Below are 21,590 nucleotides of genomic sequence, written 5' to 3'. Positions count from 1 at the left end.
GCCACCCACCCCCGTTTCGCGTCGGAGCGGTCAGCTCGCGGCGCGGCTGCGCATCGCGTCGACGAACACGCCGGGGATCTCGGCGGGCGTCCGGGCGACGTGGCTGGTGCCACCGGTGGCCGCCGAGATCTTCTGCAGAACAGCGGCATCGGCGTCCTCGGTGATCCCGATCGTGACGATGATGACCGGGCGGGCCGGGTCCTGTTCCTTCTTCAGCGTCGCGAGCAACTCGTCGAGCGAGATGCTCGACGGATCCTCGTTGGCGCCGTCGGTGAGCAGGATGACGCTGTTGATGGCCGCCGGGTCGTAGCCTTCCTTGACCTTGCGGAACGCGGCGAGCGTGGTGTCGTACAGCCCGGTCCCGCCCTTGACGAGGGTGGGCAGCGTGCGCACGGCGTCGGTCAATCGTTGGCGGTGACTGGTGCCGTCGACCGTCTCGCCCAGCGGCCGGATCGGCGTGAGCTCCTTGTAGTCCTTTCCGTTGCCGCCCAGCCCGATCGAGAAGGCCCACAACCCGAGCTGCGCGTTGTCCGGGAACAGTTTCGCACCGGTCTCGCTGGCCTGGACGGTCAACGCGATCCGGGATTCCGCTCCGGCCTTCTCGTTCATCGAACCCGAGACGTCCTCGACCACCAGTGCGCGCGACGGCAGCGCCAGCACGGCGTAGCGCTTCAGCACCTGGGCCGTTGCGGCACTGTCTGTCGGGGTGAGGGTCGTGACGGCCCCGACCCCACGACCGGAATCAAGGGGGCCGCGGTCCGGTCCGCGGAATCCGCTGCGGGACAGGGCAGCGCGTCCCGACTCGGACGCCATCGTCTCGGCCAGTGCGATGCCGGCCTCCTTCGCTGCCGCGTGGTCGGAGCCCGACGCGGTCACCACCACCGGGTAGTCGAGGAACACGGCACCGCTGTCGGGAACCGTCACCGCCAGCTTCGACGGGTCACTCTGGTTACGCGCCACGACCTGCCCCTCGGTCGCAATCGCGATGCCGCCCTCCGCGGCGACCGCGCCGAGCCGTGCCGGCACGTCGGCCTGGTGCAGGTTGGCGGCCTGTGCCTGCGCGAGCGGCACGAGGGCACCCGGGACGGCGTCGGCCGGGACGGTGCCCGCCTCCGCCTCGGCCAGTGCACCGACGATCGGCGCGGCCGACACACTGCTGGTGAGCGGATCGCCGATCCGCAGCCCGTGCAGTTGCAGCGCGCTCAGCCACGTCGCGAAGGAGGGCGTGTCACCCTCGCGGGCGGCGATCACCACCGGGGTCGCGGCGACCGACGGCGCGGCGACGTCGAACAGGGTGCCCGATCCGCTGCTCGCCTTGGCGACCCACTGGGAGGAGTCCGGGATCCACAGGTCCGGGCCGCCCTGCTCCCCTGGGGCCCCGAGCGCCTCGACGCCCGACGCCGCCTGGATCGCGAAGCTGCGGCAACCGAGGTCCTCGGCCGACATTCCACCCGTGACCTCGGTGAGCACCGGCGCGATCGACTCGTCGGCCGCCACGGTGTATGCGGTGGTCGTATCGCAGCCGCCGCCGGTGAGACTGTCCACGACGAAGTAACCCGCACCCACGACGACCACGGCGGCGAGGCCGATCGACCCGTACTTCACGACGGGAGAGACGGATTTCGCGCGCGTTGCGCTGTGGCGACCGGCCATGGCTTGGAAACCTCCAGGGAAGGCGCAGGGAGCGCTGATGGCGGATGATCGGGCGGCTTGCGCCCGAGTCAGGCGTATAGGGTGACGAACTTCTGCAGGGAGCTTTCGATGTCGCCGCGCAGTGCCCGCGCGACGCCCGACCCGATCGGCCCGAAGAGCGGCGCACCGCCGAGATCGATGTCGAGGGTGACCTTCGCGCCTTCGGCGGCGGGGTCGACGCTGAGGACCAAGCCGAGCTTGACGCCGCCCTTGCCGTCCCCCTTCAGGACCAGGCTGCGCGGCGGGTTGTACTGCTTCAACGTCCAGGTCACACGGTTGCGCAGGCCCTTGACCGCGACCACCGAACTGACCGTGGTGCCCGCGCGGAGTTCGTCCGGGAGGTCACCGCGCCACGCCTCGTGGATGCTGAGCCACTGGTCGAAACCCGTCAGATCCGACGCCCGGACCCACGCGTCGTCCGGGCTCATCGGCACGTCCACGGACACCTTCAGCTTGGCCATTGACGGATCGTAACCAATCGCGAAGGTGACGTATACGACAGTGCACCACGCACCGGGATCGCGGCACGACATGCACTGTGGTCTGTTTTGCGAGGTCGAACTGGTATGGCGGAACTGCACAGCCTCGCCCGGACAGACGACATCGGCGATAATTCGTGGTGCGGGGCAGCAGTGGCGAGCGCGCTGCCCGGTGTGAACGGCGGGGAGTGCCGGACGATGGTTTCAGTCAGTAATTTTTCGCAGCTCGTCTCGTCCATCTACGCTGCAGCTGTCACCACTGGGCGTTGGGATGAGACCCTCGCCGAGGTTGTCGACGCTTTCGACGGAACCGGCGGCGCCTTGGCGATCGCCCAGGCGGCCCCGGATATGGCCGAGATACAGGTCAACGTCGGCACCGACGCCGCCGCAAAGAGGGCCTACAACGAGTACTACGGCCGCCTCGACCACGTGGCGGCGGCGATCGAACGATCCCCGGCGGGCCTGGTGCACACCGGTACCGAGTTGGTCCTTCCTCACATGAACTCGGAGTTTCATGTCGATTGGATTCGTCCCAACGATTTCGGAGACGGAGTTTTCGTCCGGCTCACCAACGGAGCCGTCTGCGAGTGGCTTGCCGTTGCGGCGCCGCATCGCTCGGAGCCGTTCGGCACACCCGAGCGGGTGCGACTGATGAGCCAACTGGTCCCACACTTGCAGCAGGCAATCCACACGCAAGGCAAGCTGTCGAACCTCGCTCGCCGACAAACCGACCTCGCCGGGGCCATAGAATCGGTCCCGAACGGGATGGTGATCGTCGGGCCCGGATGCCGGGTACTGCATCTGAATTCCGCTGCGGAGGCTGTCCTTTCGGCCGGCGACGGCCTCGACATCGACTCGTCAGGGTCGATCTCGGCACCGGTCGCCCGCGCTGATCGAGAACTCCGTCGCCTCGTGTGCCGCGCGCTCGGAGAAGGGCCCTCCGCGATCCCCAGCGGAGGAATTACCCTGTGCCCTCGACCATCCGGCCTTCGCGCGTACGCCGTACACGTGATCCCGCTCGGCCGAGCAACCGCCGGGCTGGACTCTGCGGCGGCGACTGCCCTCGTCCTCGTCATCGATCCGGCGCGCGAACCTGAGCCCACTGCCGCCGTTCTGCGGCGACTCTACGGCCTCACCAGCACGGAAGCGGACGTTGCTCTCCGGGTGCTCCGTTGCGAAGGTCTGAATCCGGTCGCCGACGAGCTCTCGGTATCGCTGACGACAATTCGAACCCACCTCCAACACGTCTTCGACAAGACCGGCACGCACCGTCAGGCCGAACTCGTCCGACTCCTCCTGGCCATCAGTCCCGGATAGGCGGACGGCGATCAGCTCGTCGCCGGGTGCTGGCGACGAGCTGATCCATCCGACCGGGCAGCCGTACTAGTGCGCGACCGCCTTCTCGACGCCGACACCGGTGAGCGAGCGGACCTCCATCTCGGCCTGCTTGACCGGGTCCTCGGGCTTGTTCCGGCCGACGTAGGTGCCGACGATGCCGAGCACGAACGCGAGCGGGATCGACACGATGCCCGGGTTGGCCAGCGGGAACCACGAGAAGTCGGCGTGCGGGAACATCGACGTCTTGGCGCCCGAGACGGCGGGCGAGAACACGATCAGCACGAGACAGCTGATGAGGCCTCCGTAGATGCTGAACAGCGCGCCGGTGGTGTTGAACTTCTTCCAGAACAGCGAGTACAGCAGCGTCGGCAGGTTCGCGGACGCGGCGACCGCGAACGCGAGCGCCACCAGGAACGCGATGTTCTGGCCCATCGCGAGGATGCCGAGGACGATCGCGACGACGCCGATGACGACGACGGTGATCCGCGAGACCCGGACCTGCTCCTCCTCCGACGCCTTGCCCCGCTTGATGACACTGGCGTAGATGTCGTGCGCGAACGACGCCGACGCGGTGATGGCCAGACCGGCGACGACCGCGAGGATCGTCGCGAACGCGACCGCGGAGATGATGCCGAGGAAGATCGTGCCGCCGAGTTCGAACGCGAGCAGCGGCGCCGCCGAGTTCTCCTTGCCGGGTGCGGCGAGGATCTCGTCGGGGCCGACCATCTTCGCGGCGCCGTAGCCGAGGACGAGCGTGAACAGGTAGAACGCGCCGATCAGTCCGATCGCCCAGGTCACCGAGCGCCGCGCCTCCTTGGCGGTCGGCACCGTGTAGAAGCGCATCAGCACGTGCGGCAGACCCGCGGTGCCGAGGACGAGCGCAATGCCCAGCGAGACGAAGTCCAGCCGCGACATGTCGCTGATGCCGTACTTGGCGCCCGGCGCGAGCACGTCGCGACCGGCGACCGCCTCGTTGGCCGAGTTGTTCACCGTGCTCTGCGCGTCGGCCAGCAGCTGCGAGAAGTTGCCCTTCACCGCGAACAGCACCAGCACGAACATGATGCCGGCGCCGGCGATGAGCAGGACGGCCTTGACCATCTGCACGTAGGTGGTGCCCTTCATGCCGCCGATCAGCACGTACACGATCATCAGCACGCCGACGACGGCGACGACGATCGCCTGCCCGGCGAAGTCCTTGATGTTGAGTAGGAGCGCGACCAGACCGCCCGCACCCGCCATCTGTGCGAGCAGGTAGAAAAGCGAGACGACGAGAGTCGACAGGGCCGCAGCCATCCGGACCGGACGCTGCTTCAGCCGGAAGCTGAGCACGTCGGCCATCGTGAAACGTCCTGTGTTGCGCAGCAGTTCGGCCACCAACAGCAGCGCGACGAGCCACGCGACGAGGAATCCGATCGAGTACAGGAAGCCGTCGTAGCCGTACACCGCGATCGCGCCGGCGATGCCGAGGAACGAGGCGGCCGACAGGTAGTCGCCGGCGATCGCGAAGCCGTTCTGCGGGCCGGAGAACTGGCCACCGCCGGTGTAGAAGTCCGAGGCCTTCTTCGTCGAACGGCTCGCCCGGATCACCAACGTCATGGTGCCGACGACGAACGCGACGAAGATCGCGATGTTGAACAGCGGGTTGCCGACGTCGGTGGCGGGCGCGGACTGTGCGAAGGTGGTGATCACTGGGCCGGTCCTTCCAGTTCCTCGCGGATCGCCGACGACCGCGGATCGAGCTCGCGGTTCGCGAACCGCACGTACAGGGCGGTGATCACGAACGTCGTCACGAACTGGCCGAGCCCCAGGACGATCCCGAGGTTGACGTTGCCGAACACCTTGGTGGCCATGAAGTCCGGCGCGTACGTCGCGAGCAGCACGTACACGGCGTACCACGTCAGGAAGAACGCGGTCATCGGAAAGACGAAGCGCCGCAAGCGGTGCCGGAGTTCCTGGAACTCAGGGCTCGCCTGCATGTCGACGAAGGCCTGCGCGTCGGGTGCGGGCCGCTGCGGCGGCGCGCCCGATCCGAGGTCGGTGGTGGTCATGGTGGCTCCTGGGACATCGGCAACCGCGTCGCGGCCGCTGGTGCGGGGTGTGCGATGCGACGCTAGTGAGAGCCAGGTCACAGGAGAAGGGTGTGGCACCGGTCACACGCCGAACTGTCGTTGCGTGCGCCCAACGGTCGACCGGGAGCGACGAGCGGTACCGCCCGATGTTCACCACCAGGCGTTGGCAGCCCTCACCGGCCGCCCGGTCGCCGGTGCGTCGGACGCCTGCAGGTAGAGCAGCCCGCCGCGCTCCTCCGTCGTCCACGACCGGATCGGGAGGAGCTTGGGCGAGCCACCGACGCAGCGTCCCTTGCCGTTCCAGCGCCAGCGGTGCGCCGGGCAGTCGATGTTGTCGCCGACGACCCGGCCGCGGCTCAGGTCGGCGCCCATGTGCGGGCAGCGGGAATCGAGGACGTGGACGACGCCCGCGCGGTCGGAGAATGCCACGAGGTCGGTGTCGAACGCCCGGACGGCGTGCGGTTTGCCGTCCCGGTAGTCGTCGGCCGTTCCGAGGCACTGCCATTCCGCCACGCGGGTCTCCTTCTTCCGGGCGTGCACACCGACGCGCACGCAGCCTCGTCACGGTGTCCGATTCCCACGAACCACGTCAATCGCCGGACCCGCCTACCGGAATCCGGGCTCACATCGACCGCAGGTCGCCCTCGCGGTCGCGGCCCATGCCGAGCCGTTCGGGGGCGTGCATGCGCGTGAAGATCCGACCCACCTCCCGCGGAATCTGTCGCCGCGTCGCGAGACTCACCACCACCATCGCGGCGAACGAGAGCGGCACGCTCACCGCGGCCGGGTAGCCGATCAGCGCTGCCGGCCAGCCGTGCCACACGTCGTCGGACACCACGTCGAGCACGGCGAGCAGTGCCGCTCCCCCGCCGAGCACGATCCCGACCGTCAATCCCGCGGCCGCGCCGGCCGCCGTCAGCCCGCGCCACCAGATCCCGAGCACCAACAGCGGGCACAGCGTGGACGCCGCCACCGCGAACACCAGCCCCACTGACCGCGACAGGTCGAACGCCGTCGCGCCCAGGGCCAGCACCAGCGGCACCGCCCCGGCGAGGAGTGCCGCCACCCGGAAGTCCCGCACCCGCCCACGCAGGACGTCGGTGCTGAGCACACCGGCGATGCTCACCAACAGTCCCGACGACGTCGACAGGAACGCCGCGATTGCGCCGGCCGCGACGAGTGCGGCCAGCAGTTGTCCGCCCCAGCCCGACAGCACCGACCCCGGCAACAACAGGACCGCCGCGTCGGACGTGCCGGTGATGAGCAACTGGGGCACGTACAGCCGCGCGAACACGCCGAGCAGCACAGGGAACACATAGAACACCCCCACCAGGGCGATCACCACGAGCGATGTCAGCCGCGCGGCCCGGCCGTCGGGATTGGTGTAGAAGCGGACCAGGACGTGCGGCAGCCCCATCGCGCCGAGGAAGGTCGCGAGGATCAGCGAGTACACCTGGTAGAGCGGGTGCGGCTCACCGAACCCGCTTCCGGGCTCGACCCATCCGGCGCCGTTCGCCGGGGCGCCCGCGACGACGGGGACGGGCGATCCCGCCGGCAGCACGAGCGTCGTGCCCTTGCCGAGTTCGTGCCGGCCCGGGCCGAGTTGCACCGCACCGGACGTCTCGCGTCCGTCGAGTTCGCCGTCGACCGTGACGTCGGTCGGCGTCGCGACCTGGACGACGACGTCGGTGGTGACGTCCACCGAGGTCTGCACGGCGACCGTCGGCGGGGCGGGTTCACCGACCGGTTGCCGGTCGCCGAACCAGTGCACCGACAGCACCACCACCGGGACCGCGACGGCGGTGAACTTGAGCCAGTACTGGAAGCCCTGCACGAACGTGATCGACCGCATGCCGCCGCCGACGACGTTGCCGATCACGATGGCCCCGACAATCACGACGCCCACCCACCGCGGCACCCCCAGGAGGATGTTCAGCGTCAGTCCGGCACCCTGGAACTGCGGGACCATGTACAGGCCGCACACCAGGGCGACGACCAGCATCGCGACCCGCCGCACCCGCAGGGAGCCCAGCCGGAACTCGGCGAAGTCCGGCACCGTGTAGGCACCGGACCGACGCAGCGGCGCCGCCACGAACAACAGCAGGCCCAGGTAGCCGGCGGTGAACCCGATCGGGTACCACAGCGCGTCGGCGCCGTACTTCGCGACCAGCCCGGCCACACCCAGAAACGAAGCCGCCGAAAGGTACTCGCCGGAGATCGCGGCAGCGTTCCATCCCGGACCGACGCTGCGGGACGCGACGAGGAAGTCGGACGTGGTGCGCGCCAAGCGAACCCCGTAGATGCCGATGCCGACGGTGGCCACGGCGGCGACGACCAGCGCCAGCACCGTCATGAGGGGAATGGGCTGTCCGGTCATCGGCATCGTGGCGTCGGCGACATCGCTAGTCGTCGACCAGGTCGGCGAAGTCCTGCTCGTTGCGTTCGGCGGCGCGGATGTAGAACCACCCGGCCGCCAACAGGATGGGCACCGGCAGGCAGACCGCCAGCAGCCACGGCAGTCGGATCCCGAGCACCGCGACGCCGGCCGCGCCCGGGAACACCACCAGCAGCAGCGGGATCGCCCCGAACAACAGGCCGACCACGAGCGCGACGCGCAGCGCCAAACTGAGCTGGGCCCGCACGAGGCCCCGGATCATCGCGTCCCCGACCTCGGTCTGCTCCTGGACCTCGACCCGGGTGCGCACCATCCGGGCGCCGCGACGCTGCGCCAGCACCACCCGTTCGCGCGGCGGCGGGGCCGCCCGACCATACGCGTCGGGCGACGTCACCGTGACGTCCAGGTCTGCCGCGGACCCCGGATCAAACGATCCTTGAGTTCGCGTGTGTGGCGACGACTCACCGGCAGCTCCACGGCCGGCACGTCCCCCTGCGGCCGCAGGCACACCACCAGCCCGGACCCGACGCTGCGGATGCCGGTCACCTCGCCGAGCGACACCAGGTACGAGCGGTGCACACGCAGGAAGCCGGCGTCCGCCCAGCGGCTCTCGAGCGACGAGATGGGGATGCGCACCAGGTGCGATCCGGTGGCGGTGTGCAGGCGGGCGTAGTCGCCGTCGGCCTCCACCCACTTCACCGTCGACCGCGGCACCAGCGTGGTGACCCCGCCGAGTTCGACCGGAATCACCTCGTCGGCCGACGCCTCGTCGTCGCTCTCGTCGCGCGCGCGGCGCCGCCGCTCGACGATGCGCCGCACCGACTCCGCGAGGCGCTCCTCCCGCAGCGGCTTGAGCAGGTAGTCGACGGCCCCGAGGTCGAACGCCGCCACCGCCCGGTCCTCGTGCGCGGTCACGAACACCACCGACGGCGGATTCGCGAACTGCGTCAGGATCCCGGCCAGCTCGAGTCCGTCGAGACCGGGCATGTTGATGTCCAGGAACACCGCGTCGACGCCGCCGTCGCGCAGGATGCGCAGCGCGGTCGTCGCATCGCCGGCGGTGCGGGTCTCGCCGACGTCGTCGCGCGCACGCAACAGGAAGGCCAGCTCGTCGAGGGCAGGACGTTCGTCGTCGACTGCCAGCACGGTCAGGAGGCCATCTGCGGGCCGGTCAGGGGTCTCTTTCACAACGGACCCATCGTGCCATGTCGCGGCCGCGGTCCGGACTCGGCGGGCCGAGGGGTCGCGCTCACGCCCGGATCCCGGGACGGAACTTCGGCACCCGCATGCTCACCTTCGTGCCGGCACCCGGCGCGGTCTCGACGACCAGGCCGTAGTCGTTGCCGAACGCCGCCCGCAGCCGATCGTCGACGTTCGCGAGGCCCACGTGCGCGGCCTCCGACGTGCTCGACCCACCGCTCCCCGACGTGACGGCGTCCAACTCGCCGGAGCGCAGCAGGTCCGGATCCATGCCCACACCGTCGTCCTCGACGCTGATGACGCAGTCCGGGCCGGCATCGGACGCGACGATCGTGATGGTGCCACCGTCCGTCCTCCCGGACAGCCCGTGCCGCACCGCGTTCTCCACCAGCGGCTGCAACGCCAGGAAGGGCAGCACCACGCTGAGCACCTCGGGCGCGATCTGCAGCCGCACCTCGAGGTTGTCGCCGAACCGGGCCCGCTCCAGGGTGAGATACCGGTCGATGTTGCGCAGTTCGTCCGCCAGGACCGTGTACTCGCCCGCCGACCGGAACGAGTACCGCGTGAAGTCCGCGAAGTCGAGCACGAGTTCCCGGGCGCGGTCGGGGTCGGTCCGGACGAACGACGCGATGGTGCCGAGTGCGTTGTAGATGAAGTGCGGGCTGATCTGAGCGCGCAGTGCGCGCACCTCGGCGCGGTCGAGTCGGGCCCGGGAGGCGTCGAGTTCGGCGAGTTCGATCTGGCTGCACGCGTACCGCGCCACCTCGGTGAGCGCGCCCAGCATCGCCGGACCCGGCTCCGACGTGGTGACCACGCCGAGCACCCCGACGACGCCGGTGTGCTCGATCAGCAACGGCTGCGCGACGATGGCGCGGACGTCGTGGTCGCGCGCTCCGAGACCCCCCTGCCCCACCAGCACCCGGCGGCCGCCGTCGATCGCCCGAACCGCGGCCGCGGCGAACTGGCCCGACAACGCCTCGTGCGGACCGTTCCAGGCGAGCAGCACGCCGTCCGGGCCGGCGATCGCGAGGGATTCGGCACCGGTCAGGCGGCGCAGGTGCGGTGCGGCCTCCCTGGCGGACGACTCGTCGAGCCCGCCGCGCAGCGGCCCGGCCGCGAGTGACGCGGTGTGCAACGTGTCGTGCACGGCCCGCTCGGCCGGCGTGGTGAGCACCCGACGCGTGCGCATCGCGACGACCGTGACCGCGACCGCGACGGCGACCACCAGCGCGGTCCACAGCACCGCGCTCACGGGGCCGCCTGACCGGCGCACGTGTTCACGATCGGCGCGCCCGTGAACCGCCCGGTCACCCAGTCGATCGCGCCCGGCAGCGCACGCGAGTCAGCGTGCACGTCGTCGGCGCGGTAGCGGAACTCGACCGCGTCGCCGAGCCCACACGCGCGGCCGACCGCCGCGGTGGTCCAGTCGGGGCGGATGAGGTTGTCGCGACCGGCCACCACGACCAGTATCGGCCCCGCGGCGCGGCGCTGCGGCAGCGCGTCCTGCGAGAGCCACTCGCGCATCCGGGACACGTCGTCGGTACTGCGCGGCATCGTGTCGGCCGGGGTGACGCTGAGCGCCACCGACAGCTTCCGCGACGCCAGCGGTCCCGTGCACGAGCGCATCACGTCCCGGTTCTCGGTCAGCGGCCCGCGGATGTAGGCGCTCGCGTCGAGGTCGGGATGTGCCACCGCCAGGCCGTCGAGCAGCATCGGCAGGAACAACTGTTGCGGCACATCGAGATTCGGCGCTCCGTCCGAAACGATCGGGCTGAGATCCGCGGGCGGGGACAGGCTGGCGGCGCCGACGAACTCGAGACCGTCGCCGTACGTTGTCGCCTGCTCGGCGGCCGCCCACGACGCCTGCCCACCCTGCGACACCCCGATCGCCGCCCAACGCTGCGAGGCGTCCGGGACGAGGAACCGCGCGGCCCGGACCGCGTCGATCAGGTTGTGCGCAGCCGTGATCGGCTCGAGATATGGGTGCGGCCCGTCGGTGCCCAGTCCCTCGTAGTCGGTGACGGCGACGACGGTGCCGCGGGCCAACAGGTCCCGGACCAGCCCCGCCGACCCCAACAGGTCGGGGGCGCGGGACGGCGCGCACTCGTCGAGCAGGCCCGTCGTCGGATGCCCCACCGTCACGATCGGCCATCCACCCGGTGGCGGCTGCCCGGGCGGCACGAACAGCGTGCCCGACACCTCGGTGCCGCGCCCGTCGATCCCCGACGTCGACCGGTAGAGGATTCGGTGGCCGGACAGCCCGGAACCGGTGAACGGCTCCGCGGAGGTCACGAGGCCGCGCTCCGCCGGATCCGGGAGGGCGATCGCCGTGGTGGCGCTCGTCGTGGTCTCGGCGTCGGGCTCGCCGGCCGTCGCCGCGCAGCCCGCGACCACCGCCGCGCACGTGAGCGCGACGAGCGCCGTCCTGATTCGGGTCACGGCTCGATTGTGCCCGTCCCGGGCCGTCGAGCGGATCATCCGCGGCGCCGATGCACGCATTGTTCGGCCGCGACCTCCTCGACCTGGGCCTGCGCCCCGATGAGGGGTACCTGCAGGTCCCGGCGCTTCGCCAGGCCGGTCACCGCGATCGACACGATGACGACGAGCAGTACCAGGGTTCCGTTCACACGACGATTGTGCCGCCGAACGGCCCCTGGTCACTCGTGTGCCGCGCCGTCACCGCGCGACGGTCACTCCTTCGGCGGCACAACCTTCTTGGCCGCCTCTGCGGCCTTGTCGATGTGCTCGCTGTACTTGCCGCCGGTCTTCTCGTCGGCGAGATCCGCGGCCTTGTCGATCACGTCCTGGACCTTGTCGGAATGCTCTGCAGCGAGTTCCTGACCCTTGTCCACGAGTCCCTTGACCGAATCCATGAAGCCCATGGCGACATCCTCCTCCACGTCGGGCACGACTGCCGTGCCCGACGTCCAGTCTCACATCGCCGCTGCCGTGGCTGCCACTGCGGCACCCCCCAGCGGTCGGTTCAGGCAGATCCCGGAATCGGGAGTGCGCCCGACCCGTCTGCGGACCGCGCCCAGCGCGGCATGATGAAGATCCCCTCCGCCTCGACGCAGATGCCGTCGGGTCCGGTGAGATGGCCGGTGACGAACGTCTTGACGCCCTCGACGCGGTCGATCCGGGCCTCGGCGTGGAGCTTGCCGAGCGGGGTGGGGCGGCGGTAGCGCAGGGTGAGGGTTGCGGTCATTCCCGGCGAGCCGCCGTGTTCGGCCGCCTCGCCGAGCACCTGGTCGAGCACGAGGGCCGAGATGCCGCCGTGCGTCAGACCCGCCGGGCCCTCGTACGCCATGCCCAGTTCGAAGTCCGCCCACACCCGGCCGTCCGGTTCGCGGTTGATCGTCACGGGCGGTGCGACCGCGTTGCGCAGGCCCACCACCGCGTTCCCCCACGCCCGCTTCGTGCCCGATTCGCTCCACCGCACACCGTACGGGTGTGGCCGGGTCTGCTTGCCCAACAGCGCCTTCGCCGCCTCGAGGTGCTCGCGTGCCCGGCGGATGTCGTCGTCGTCGACCTCGGTCGCCAACGCGACCTCGACCAGATCCCGCACGCTCGCGGTCAGTGGGCCGTAGACGTCGACCTCACGCGCGATCTCCTCGTCCGTCAGCCCGTCGTACACGTAGAGGACCTGCTGTTCCTCGACCGAATCCGCCACAGTGCCTCACTCCCGCAGTACCCGATGTGCATCACGCACGTGACGTGCACACTACATATCGGGATTCACCTCCCTGCGGCACACCACCTGGCGGAGGTGACCGTCCGGATCCGGTCGTGCCGGGAGGCCGGGACGATCCCCGGCAACAGCACCGCCCACATCTCGTCGACGCGCCGATCGAGGTCCTCGAAGAAGGTCCGCATCCGCGACACCAACTGGGCTCCGGCGACAGCGCAGACCAGGTGCCGCGCGAGCACCGGCGCCGAGACGGTGTCGGCGACGTCCCCCTGTTCGATCGCGCGCTCGACGAAGCGGGTGCAGCCGTCCGTCCACGCGCTGTACGGATCCGACGGGCCGCTGCCCCCGCCCGACGAGCCCAGCTCGACGGTCAGGCGGATCCCGGCGCGCACGATCGGGTCGGTGACGATCTGCCGCGCCATCTCGTGGCAGAGCATCACCACCTGTTCGAGCGCCGACACCTCGGCCGCGGCGATCGCCTCGGTCGACGCCTCGGCGATGCCCCGCTGTTCCCGAATGATCGACTGCGCGAGCCCGTCCTTGGATCCGAAGTGGAAGTACAACGCGCCCTTGGTGATTCGAGCGCTGTCGACGATCTCGTCGACACGTCCACCGTAGTAGCCCGATCGGTCGAAGATCTGTGCGGCACAGACCACGATCTGCCGCCGGGTCGCCACCGCACGAGCCTGCTGCACCACGTGACATCTCCCCCCGAGTCCCGGACGACCGACTCAGTCGAAGCCCAGCCAGGAGTCCGGGGCGAACACCTCGTAGTGGATGCGTTCCGGCCGGACGCCCTTCACCACCGCGATCTTGCGCACCTGGCGCATGAACTGGGGCGATCCGCACAGGTACACGTCGGCCTTGCGGTCCCAGTCGTGTTTGCGCAGCCGACTGAGCCCTTCCGCCATGTCGCCGACATAGAAGGTGTCGATCGAGCTCTTGCCCCCGTATGTGTGAAGCAGTTCCAGGATCTGGCCGCGGTGGCCGAAGGACGGCTCGTCGTTGTCGACGTGGAAGACGTGCACCGGCCGGGTGTCCAGCTTCTCGACCATCTGCTGGAGGACGGCGACGGTGAGCGCGGCACCCACACCGGACGAGCCCAGCACGACGGGACCGTCACCCGGGATCGGATACGGCGTTCCCGATGGGATCGACACCACGAGCGGGTACCCGACCCCGACCTCGGCGATCAGCTTGTTCGACACGCGGCCGCCCGGCACCGGGCTGACGGTGAACTCCCAGGTTTCGGGCTCCTCGCCCGCCATCACGGTGTACTGGCGGATCTGGCGACTGCCGTCCTCGTAGATCACCGCAACGGAAATGTACTGGCCGGCCTCGAAGTGCTTCATCGGGGTGTTGTCGTCTCCGGCAAGGGTGAATGTCCACACCCCCGGAGCGATCTCGCGGCGGCCGACGACCGTGAGCGCAGTCCAAATCTGGCCTGCGGAGACACCGGCCTGCTCGTACATCTCGGCTTCCTGCTTGATGAGCGAGTTCGCCATGAGCCAGTAGACCTCGTCCCAGGCGGCCGCGACCTCGGCGGTGACGGCCTCCCCGAGAACCTGGACGATGGCCTTGAACAGGGCCCGGTGAACCAGGTCGTAGTGCACCGGCGTGATGCCCAGCGATGCGTGCTTGGCCGCGATCCGCGACATGACGTGATCGACCGGGGGCGCGTCCTCGGTGATCAGCAGGGTCGCGAAGGCCGCGATCGCGCCGGCCAACGCCTTCTGCTGCTCCCCGTTCTCCTGGTTCGTCTCGTTGAAGAGGTCCTTCTCCAGCGAGGGGAGATTGTCGAACAGGTTCTCGTAGAAGATGCGGCTGATCTCGCCCAGATTCTCGCCGACCACAGGGAGGGTCGACTCGATGATGGGCAGGGACACAGGCGAAAGGAGCGACGAATTCGGCGCAACGGCGGCTTCGGACATCAGACAGTCACAACCTTTCGAGACCAATCGACAACGGCGGCCAGAGCTTCGCTGACCCCCTGATGAAAGGCGATCTCCACGGAGGCGTTGGAAACGTCGGCGTGGAATCGGGGACCGAACTTGTCCTGGAGGATGTCGATCATTCGAGCCACCGGTCCGGAGATGTCGGCCGACGAGTGGTGGGGGTGATACAGGGCGTCGGACTCCTGGAATACGTCCAGAACCCCTTTCAGGTAGTACTGGATTTCCAGGGATTGCAGGTACGCATCGAGATCGGATATCGCCGTTCCCTGCCATTCCGCGTTCCCGTGCAGAGAGGCGATCTCCCGGGTTGTCGTGAACGGTTCGTAGCGAAGGGATTCTCGATGATCGATCTGTCCACCCACCCGCGGCCGGGTCAGCGTCATCCTTCTAGTCCTCTATTACTTGTCACAGGGGGTTCCACTACTGCGAAAGCGGCTGAAACAGAACAGGGGTGGGGCCATATCCGAATGGCCCCACCCTGTATTCACACGAATCGAATCGTCAGGATCGAAGCCAGGAATCCGGCCCGAAGACCTCGTAGTGGATCCGGGAATCGTCGACGCCCGCGACGTTGAGCAGTTTGTGGGTGGCGGCCACGAAGTCCACCGAGCCGCAGACGAGAGCGTTGTCGGTGTCCGCGAAGGCCCGCTCCGCGATCGCTCGAGCGAAGGTCTCCTCGGGGGTCTCCGCAGGTTCCGCGTAGCAGAAGACCTGTTCGCCGCCGAGCTTGTCGACCAGGTCCATGGTGGTGTCGGCGAACGCGTGCGATGCGCTGTCGAGGTCCGCGTGGATCACCACGACCGGGTTCGTCCGCCCCCGGGCGACCATGCCGTTCAGAATCCCGACGAACGGAGCGTTGCCGATGCCCTTGGACAGGAGGAAGACACGGCCCTCCCCCTCGGGGAGGCCGACGTCACCGAACGGGGGCGAGGCGACGACCGTGGATCCCGCCGCGACGTGGTCGTGGATGAAGTTGGACACCTCGCCGAGCGGATCGCTCTTGTCCCGCTTGACCGCCACCTCGACCCGGCCGTTGCCGAAATCGACGATGGAGTACTGGCGGATCTGACGCGCACCGTCGGGGAGCTTCACCCCGATCGACAGATACTGGCCGGGAACGGGTTCCTGGAACCCGCTGGCATCCAGGACGAGCGAGATCACGTCCTCGGTGCGCCGGACGACGTCGAGGACCTGAACCTCTCGCAGTACCGTGTCGGGGTCGACGTCGGCGGCCTTGTACAGCTGCTTCTCTGCGTCGATCAGCGCGTTCGCCAGGAGCCAGTAGACGGCGTCCCACGCCTCGGCGACCTCGGGGGTCACCGCCTCGCCGAGAACCTCGACGATGGCCTCGAACAGGAACTTGTGCACCACGTCGTACTGGGCTTCGCTGACACCGAGCGATGCATGCTTGTGTGCGATCCGGCCGATGGTCGTGCGGGGATCCTCGTCGGTGTCCGAGATCAGGAGCGTCGCGAAGTTGGCGATCGAACCGGCCAGTGCCTTCTGCTGTTCGCCCCGAGCCTGGTTGCTCCGGTTGAACACGTCGCGTTCGAGCACCGGCGCCGCGTCGAACAGCTTGGTGTAGAACAGCCCGGTGATGGCGCCGATGTTCTCGCCCACCACGGGCAGCGTCGCCCGAATCACCTCGGCGTGCTTATCCGACAACAGTTGCACTGTAATGGTCTTCTCCCCTTCGTCCCGACCGAAAACCCATTGGTCCGTCATGTCTGCGGGTCTGCACTCTACAGACAGTGATCATTGAATTTGTCGGGATTGCGCAACGTTTCCGTGCCGGCAACAACGACGGTTCCCGGGGAGATCGGGAACCGCCGGATCACGCGCCGTGCACTCCCGGCAGATCGTCGCTCGACGCGAACAGGCGCCGGTGCTCACCGTGGATCCGACCGGTCACCCACCACGCGATCTCGACGAGGACGATGCCGACGGCCCCGATCGCGAACGCTCCGGTCGTGGCGGCGACGTTGGACGGATCGAGCTTGAAGAATTCACGGGTGAAATCGAATCCGAACAGCACCACGTAGCCGAGCACCGAGCCGACGAGGAGCACGATCTTCCACCACACGTACGGGCGGGCGACCACGGCCAGCACCCACAGCGCGATCATGATGAGCGTGATCAGCGCCGTGGTGCTGGCCTGCTCGATCTGTTGTTCGGTGGCGTCGGGTCCCGCGTACGCGAGCAGGTACGCCACGTAGGTCGCGACGCCGATGATGACGCCCGACGGGATCGCCAACCGCATGACCCGGCCGACGAACCCGGATCGGGCGCGTTCGTTGTTCGGCGCGAGCGACAGGATGAACGACGGGATGCCGATCGTGAACCACGCCGCGATCGTCACGTGCCGCGGCAGGAACGGGTACGGCAGCGGATCGAAGTGGAAGATCTGCGACGCCACGCCCGAGATGCCGATCAGAAAGGCCAGCAACACCGAGTACACGGTCTTCGTGAGGAACAGGTTCGAGACCCGCTCGATGTTGCCGATCACCCGCCGGCCCTCGCCGACGACGTAGGGCAGGGTGGCGAACTTGTTGTCCAGCAGCACGATCTGCGCCACCGCGCGGGTGGCCGGGCTGCCCGAGCCCATCGCGACGCCGATGTCGGCGTCCTTGAGGGCGAGCACGTCGTTGACGCCGTCGCCGGTCATCGCGACGGTGTGCCCGCGCGACTGCAGCGCACCGACCATCGCGCGCTTCTGGTCGGGCCGCACGCGGCCGAACGTCGTGGCGTCGTCGAGGGTGTCGGCGAGGTCGTCGCGGTCCTCCGGCAGCTGCCGCGCATCGATCGCATTGTCGCCGCCGGGCAGGCCCAGCGACGTCGCGACCGCGCCCACCGAGACGGCGTTGTCGCCGGAGATGACCTTGACCTGAACCTTCTGGCTCGCGAAGTACTCGAGGGTCTCGCGGGCGTCGGGGCGCACCTTCTGGTCGAGAACCACCAGGGCCCGCGGCGTCACGACGCCGGGGGCGTCGGCCGCGTCGACGGGACGGTCGCTGCTGCCGAGCAGCAGCACGCGCAGTCCCTGCGCGCCGATCTCCTCGGCCTCGCGCGCCATGTCGCTGTCCGGGTCGAGCAGGACGTCGGGCGCGCCGAGCAGCCAATTGCCGTTGTTGCCGTACGACTGGCCGCTCCACTTCTTGGCCGACGAGAACGGCGCGACGGCGGTGGGCTCCCAGCCGGGGTCGTCGGACAGGGCCTCCCGGATGGCGAGCATGCTCGCGTTGGGGCGCGGGTCGTCGGCCGCCATCGCGGCGAGGGCACGCGAGGCCTGGGCGTCGTCCGGCGTGGCGGTGCGCAGTTCGGCGAGCTTCATGCCGTTCTCGGTGAGGGTGCCGGTCTTGTCGGCGCACACGACGTCGACGCGGGCCAGGCCCTCGATCGCGGGCAGTTCCTGCACCAGACACTTGCGCTGGCCGAGCCGGATGACACCGACCGCGAACGCGATCGACGTCATCAGCACCAGTCCCTCGGGAACCATGGGGACGAGGGCGGCGACCATGCCGTTGAGCGCGGGCCCGAGGGCCTGGCCGCTCGAGAACAGCTGGTTGTAGATGATCAGCAGACCGGCCGGGATCATCAGGTACGTGATGAACGTGAGGATCTTGTCGATGCCGCTGCGCAGTTCGGAATGCACCAGCGTGAACTTGCTGGCCTCCTCGGCGAGCTTCGCCGCGTACGCCTCGCGTCCCACCTTGGTGGCCCGGTAGGCGCCGCTGCCGGCGACGACGTAGCTGCCCGACAGCACCTGCGCCCCGACGGGCTTGTGCACCGCATCGGCCTCACCGGTGAGCAGCGACTCGTCCACCTCGAGCGCCGACGCCTCGACGACGACGCCGTCGACGACGATCTGGTCGCCGGGACCGAGTTCGATGATGTCGTCGAGCACCACGTCCTTCGGGGCCACGGGCGCCGCGGTGCCGTCCCGCCGCACCATCGGCTTGGCCTGACTGACGATTGCGAGCTGATCGAGTGTTCGTTTGGCGCGGATCTCCTGGATGATGCCGATCCCGCTGTTCGCGATGATCAACAGACCGAACATCCCGTCGATGATCGACCCCGTCGACAGCACGATGATCAGCAGCACGCCGAGGATCGCGTTGATCCGGGTGAACACGTTCGCCCGGACGATGTCCTTGACCGAGCGACTCGCTCGGTCCGGGACGTCGTTGGTCTGCCCGTTCGCGACCCGCTGCGCCACCTCGTCGGCGGTCAGGCCGTTCTCGATGTGCCGGGGATCGGTCTCCAGGGTGCCGACAGCGCCGACGGCCGTGTCTTGGCCCAGTGGATCGTCCGTTGCCATGACACGAAGGCTATGCCAACCCGCCGTCGTGGAGTCGGATGGACCACGGGGCGCCGACGACGGAGGCATGCTGTTGCCATGACTACGCGAGCCCGGGTGTCCCTCACGTCAGGCGCCGACTTCTGGCACACGCAGGCCCCTCAGGGCACCGGTCTGCCCGCCGTCATGCTCGCCGACGGGCCGCACGGGGTCCGCAAACAGCTGACCGAGTCCGGGTACTCCCCCGAGTCGGTACCGGCGACGTGCTTCCCGACCGCGTCGGCGCTCGCCGCAACGTGGGACGTCGAACTGCTCGAGGAGGTGGGCGTCGCGCTGGGGACCGAGGCCCGCACCGAGGGCGTGAGTGTGCTGCTCGGCCCGGGTGCGAACATCAAACGCAGCGCGCTGTGCGGACGCAACTTCGAGTACTTCTCGGAGGACCCGTTCCTCTCGTCCCGGATGGCGGCGGCGTGGATCCGCGGCGTGCAGTCCACCGGCGTCGGCGCGTCGCTCAAACACTTCGCGGTCAACAACCAGGAGTTCCGGCGCTACAGCATCGACGCGCGCGTCGACGCCCGCGCGCTCCGCGAGATCTACCTCGCGAGCTTCGAGCACGCCGTGGTCGAGGCGCGACCGGCGACGGTGATGGCCGCGTACAACCGCGTGAACGGCATCCACTGTGCCGAGAATCACGAACTGCTCACCGGGATTCTGCGTGACGAGTGGGGGTTCGACGGCCTCGTGGTCTCCGACTGGGGCGCGGTCACACAACGGTCGGCGTGCCTGGCGGCCGGGCTGGATCTGGAGATGCCCGGCTACGACGGCCGCGACGACGACGCGGTGCTCGCGGCGGTGGCGTCCGGCGAGCTGGAGCCCGCCGCGGTCGAGCGCGCCGCCGACGCGGTGACCCGCCTGATCGAGCGGACCGCGACCGCACGCGCCGCGGAGCCGGGATACGACGCGGCCGCCCACCACACCCTCGCCCGCCGCGCCGCGGAGGCGGGCACGGTGTTGCTGAAGAACGACGACGCCGTCCTGCCGCTGAACCCGGCGGCGCGGATCGCGGTGATCGGCGAGTTCGCGAGGCAGCCGCGGTACCAGGGCGCCGGCAGTTCCGGCACCAATCCGCACCGACTCGACGATGCGTGGACCGACCTGTCCGAGCGCGTCGACCTCGACCGTCTCACCTTCGCGCCCGGCTACCACCGAGGCTCGGGCCGCACCGACGCCGCGCTGCTCGACGAGGCCCGCGCCGTCGCACGAGACGCGGACCTCGCGGTGGTGTTCGCGGGCCTGCCCGACAGCTACGAGACCGAAGGGGTCGATCGCGCGAATCTGGCCCTGCCGGACGGTCACGACGCCCTGATCGCCGCCGTCGCGCAGGTGTGCCCGCAGGTGGTCGTGGTGCTCGCCGGCGGCGCGCCGGTGACGATGCCGTGGCACGACGACGTCGCCGCGATCATCGAGTGCTACCTCGGCGGGCAGGCCGCGGGCAGCGCGATCTCCCGCGTCCTCACCGGCGACGCGGAACCGGGCGGCCGACTCGCGGAGACGTTCCCGCTGCGGACCGCCGACAACCCGGTGCACGTGTGGCCGGCCGGCCCGGCGGTGGTCGAGTACCGCGAGAGCGTCTATGTCGGGTACCGGTACTACGACACGGCCGGGCTGGACGTCCGCTACCCGTTCGGCCACGGCATGAGCTACACGACCTTCGCCTGGTCCGAACTCGAGATCGCCGAAGTCGAGAACGACGACGCCGCCGAGCAGCGGTTCGACGTGTCGGTGCGCGTGACCAACACCGGCGACCGCCCGGGCAGCGAGGTCGTGCAGGTGTATGTGCGCGACGTCGAGTCCACCGTGTTCCGTCCCGAGCAGGAACTCGCGGGCTTCACGAAGGTCTTCCTGATGGCGGGCGAGTCACGCCGCGTCACGGTTCAGGTGGACCGCCGCGCATTCGCGTTCTGGGACACCACGATCGACGACTGGTCGATCGAGTCGGGCGACTTCGAGATCCGGGTCGGCGCGTCCTCGCGCGACATTCGCTTGTCCGCCACCGTGCTGCTCGAGTCCGACCGGAGCGGGTTCGACCCCGGTCCCGCCGCGTACCACGGCTCCCCGGTGTTCGAGCGGGACGCGTTCGCGGCGCTGTACGGACGCCCGCTGCCCGACAACGTCGTCGATGCACCCGGCCACTACACCGTCGACACCCCCATCGCCGACATCCGGCACCCCGCCGCGACGCTGCTGACCAGGTTCATGCGACGCAAGGTCGCGGCGATGGCGCCGACGCTCGACGAGGACGATCCGCTGACGCTGCTGTTCGAGCGATCGATGCAGGAACTGCCGCCGCGGATGATGCCGATGCTCACCCGGGGCGCTGTCACGTCCGACACGGTGCAGTCGTTCGTGGACATCTGCAACGGTCACGGCGTGCGCGGCGTCCGGGCTCTGGTCGCATCGCTGCGGCGCAGGTGAAT

General features: G+C 69.3%; 20 protein-coding genes. 2 read left to right on the top strand and 18 right to left on the bottom strand.

Annotated features, from left to right (window positions below):
* Positions 1–30 precede the first annotated feature (30 nt).
* Together ABTV10_RS05605 and ABTV10_RS05600 are read right to left on the bottom strand one after the other, a co-directional pair.
* Positions 31–1,653, bottom strand: coding sequence for a substrate-binding domain-containing protein (locus ABTV10_RS05605; RefSeq protein WP_499033108.1), 1,623 nt, complete (start codon positions 1,651–1,653; stop codon positions 31–33).
* Between the two features lie 68 nt (positions 1,654–1,721).
* Entirely contained in the window at positions 1,722–2,153 is a 432-nt protein-coding gene (locus ABTV10_RS05600) for a type II toxin-antitoxin system Rv0910 family toxin (protein ID WP_499033107.1), read from the bottom strand.
* Positions 2,154–2,258: 105 nt separating this feature from the next.
* On the opposite strand from ABTV10_RS05600, the gene ABTV10_RS05595 reads away from it, so the two are divergent.
* Entirely contained in the window at positions 2,259–3,488 is a 1,230-nt protein-coding gene (locus ABTV10_RS05595) for a helix-turn-helix transcriptional regulator (RefSeq protein ID WP_499033105.1), read from the top strand.
* Between the two features lie 66 nt (positions 3,489–3,554).
* Here ABTV10_RS05595 and ABTV10_RS05590 read toward each other — a convergent pair whose 3' ends face one another.
* The 16 genes from ABTV10_RS05590 to ABTV10_RS05515 form a co-directional block, all read right to left on the bottom strand.
* Positions 3,555–5,198 (bottom strand): monocarboxylic acid transporter, encoded by a 1,644-nt coding sequence (locus ABTV10_RS05590; protein ID WP_499033104.1) that lies wholly within the window; start codon positions 5,196–5,198, stop codon positions 3,555–3,557.
* Positions 5,195–5,557: a DUF485 domain-containing protein gene (locus ABTV10_RS05585; protein ID WP_433610548.1), complete on the bottom strand. Its 363-nt coding sequence runs from the start codon at positions 5,555–5,557 to the stop codon at positions 5,195–5,197. Before ABTV10_RS05585 ends, ABTV10_RS05590 begins: the two co-directional genes overlap by 4 nt.
* Positions 5,558–5,728: 171 nt before the next feature.
* Positions 5,729–6,130 carry a Rieske 2Fe-2S domain-containing protein gene (locus ABTV10_RS05580; protein WP_499033103.1) on the bottom strand — a complete coding sequence of 134 codons (402 nt, stop codon included), beginning with the start codon at positions 6,128–6,130 and terminating at the stop codon, positions 5,729–5,731.
* Between the two features lie 70 nt (positions 6,131–6,200).
* Entirely contained in the window at positions 6,201–7,955 is a 1,755-nt protein-coding gene (locus ABTV10_RS05575) for a sodium/solute symporter (RefSeq protein WP_499033102.1), read from the bottom strand.
* A gap of 25 nt (positions 7,956–7,980) precedes the next feature.
* Positions 7,981–8,367: a hypothetical protein gene (locus tag ABTV10_RS05570; RefSeq protein ID WP_499033101.1), complete on the bottom strand. Its 387-nt coding sequence runs from the start codon at positions 8,365–8,367 to the stop codon at positions 7,981–7,983.
* On the bottom strand, positions 8,364–9,119 hold the full coding sequence (locus ABTV10_RS05565; protein WP_499033100.1) for a LytR/AlgR family response regulator transcription factor: 756 nt from the start codon (positions 9,117–9,119) through the stop codon (positions 8,364–8,366). Before ABTV10_RS05565 ends, ABTV10_RS05570 begins: the two co-directional genes overlap by 4 nt.
* A gap of 103 nt (positions 9,120–9,222) precedes the next feature.
* Positions 9,223–10,425, bottom strand: a complete 1,203-nt coding sequence (locus ABTV10_RS05560) for a sensor histidine kinase (protein ID WP_499033098.1) — start codon at positions 10,423–10,425, stop codon at positions 9,223–9,225.
* Complete coding sequence (locus ABTV10_RS05555) at positions 10,422–11,612, bottom strand: lipase family protein (RefSeq protein ID WP_499033097.1); 1,191 nt, start codon at positions 11,610–11,612, stop codon at positions 10,422–10,424. The genes ABTV10_RS05560 and ABTV10_RS05555 overlap by 4 nt, the downstream gene beginning before the upstream one ends.
* 35 nt (positions 11,613–11,647) lie before the next feature.
* On the bottom strand, positions 11,648–11,800 hold the full coding sequence (locus ABTV10_RS05550; RefSeq protein WP_499033095.1) for a hypothetical protein: 153 nt from the start codon (positions 11,798–11,800) through the stop codon (positions 11,648–11,650).
* 63 nt (positions 11,801–11,863) lie between these two features.
* On the bottom strand, positions 11,864–12,055 hold the full coding sequence (locus ABTV10_RS05545) for an antitoxin (RefSeq protein ID WP_499033094.1): 192 nt from the start codon (positions 12,053–12,055) through the stop codon (positions 11,864–11,866).
* A gap of 101 nt (positions 12,056–12,156) precedes the next feature.
* On the bottom strand, positions 12,157–12,843 hold the full coding sequence (locus ABTV10_RS05540; protein WP_499033093.1) for a PaaI family thioesterase: 687 nt from the start codon (positions 12,841–12,843) through the stop codon (positions 12,157–12,159).
* Positions 12,844–12,908: 65 nt separating this feature from the next.
* Positions 12,909–13,559 carry a ScbR family autoregulator-binding transcription factor gene (locus ABTV10_RS05535; protein WP_499033091.1) on the bottom strand — a complete coding sequence of 217 codons (651 nt, stop codon included), beginning with the start codon at positions 13,557–13,559 and terminating at the stop codon, positions 12,909–12,911.
* 33 nt (positions 13,560–13,592) lie between these two features.
* Positions 13,593–14,747 carry a globin domain-containing protein gene (locus ABTV10_RS05530; protein ID WP_499033090.1) on the bottom strand — a complete coding sequence of 385 codons (1,155 nt, stop codon included), beginning with the start codon at positions 14,745–14,747 and terminating at the stop codon, positions 13,593–13,595.
* Between the two features lie 44 nt (positions 14,748–14,791).
* Positions 14,792–15,199, bottom strand: coding sequence for a hypothetical protein (locus ABTV10_RS05525; protein ID WP_499033088.1), 408 nt, complete (start codon positions 15,197–15,199; stop codon positions 14,792–14,794).
* Positions 15,200–15,317: 118 nt separating this feature from the next.
* Positions 15,318–16,481 (bottom strand): globin domain-containing protein, encoded by a 1,164-nt coding sequence (locus ABTV10_RS05520; protein ID WP_499033085.1) that lies wholly within the window; start codon positions 16,479–16,481, stop codon positions 15,318–15,320.
* 169 nt (positions 16,482–16,650) lie between these two features.
* Entirely contained in the window at positions 16,651–19,134 is a 2,484-nt protein-coding gene (locus tag ABTV10_RS05515; protein WP_499033082.1) for an HAD-IC family P-type ATPase, read from the bottom strand.
* A gap of 78 nt (positions 19,135–19,212) precedes the next feature.
* Between ABTV10_RS05515 and ABTV10_RS05510 the strand changes: the two genes are divergently transcribed.
* The gene (locus ABTV10_RS05510) at positions 19,213–21,588 is read left to right on the top strand and encodes a glycoside hydrolase family 3 C-terminal domain-containing protein (protein WP_499033080.1); all 2,376 of its coding nucleotides are present in this window, start codon (positions 19,213–19,215) and stop codon (positions 21,586–21,588) included.
* Positions 21,589–21,590 lie beyond the last annotated feature (2 nt).

This window comes from Paraburkholderia sp. RHO2, assembly GCF_050955445.1.
Taxonomy (GTDB): Bacteria; Actinomycetota; Actinomycetes; order Mycobacteriales; family Mycobacteriaceae; genus Prescottella; species Prescottella agglutinans_A.
The sequence above is the reverse complement of the archived record's forward strand: the minus strand, read 5'-3'. Positions and strand labels throughout refer to the sequence as shown.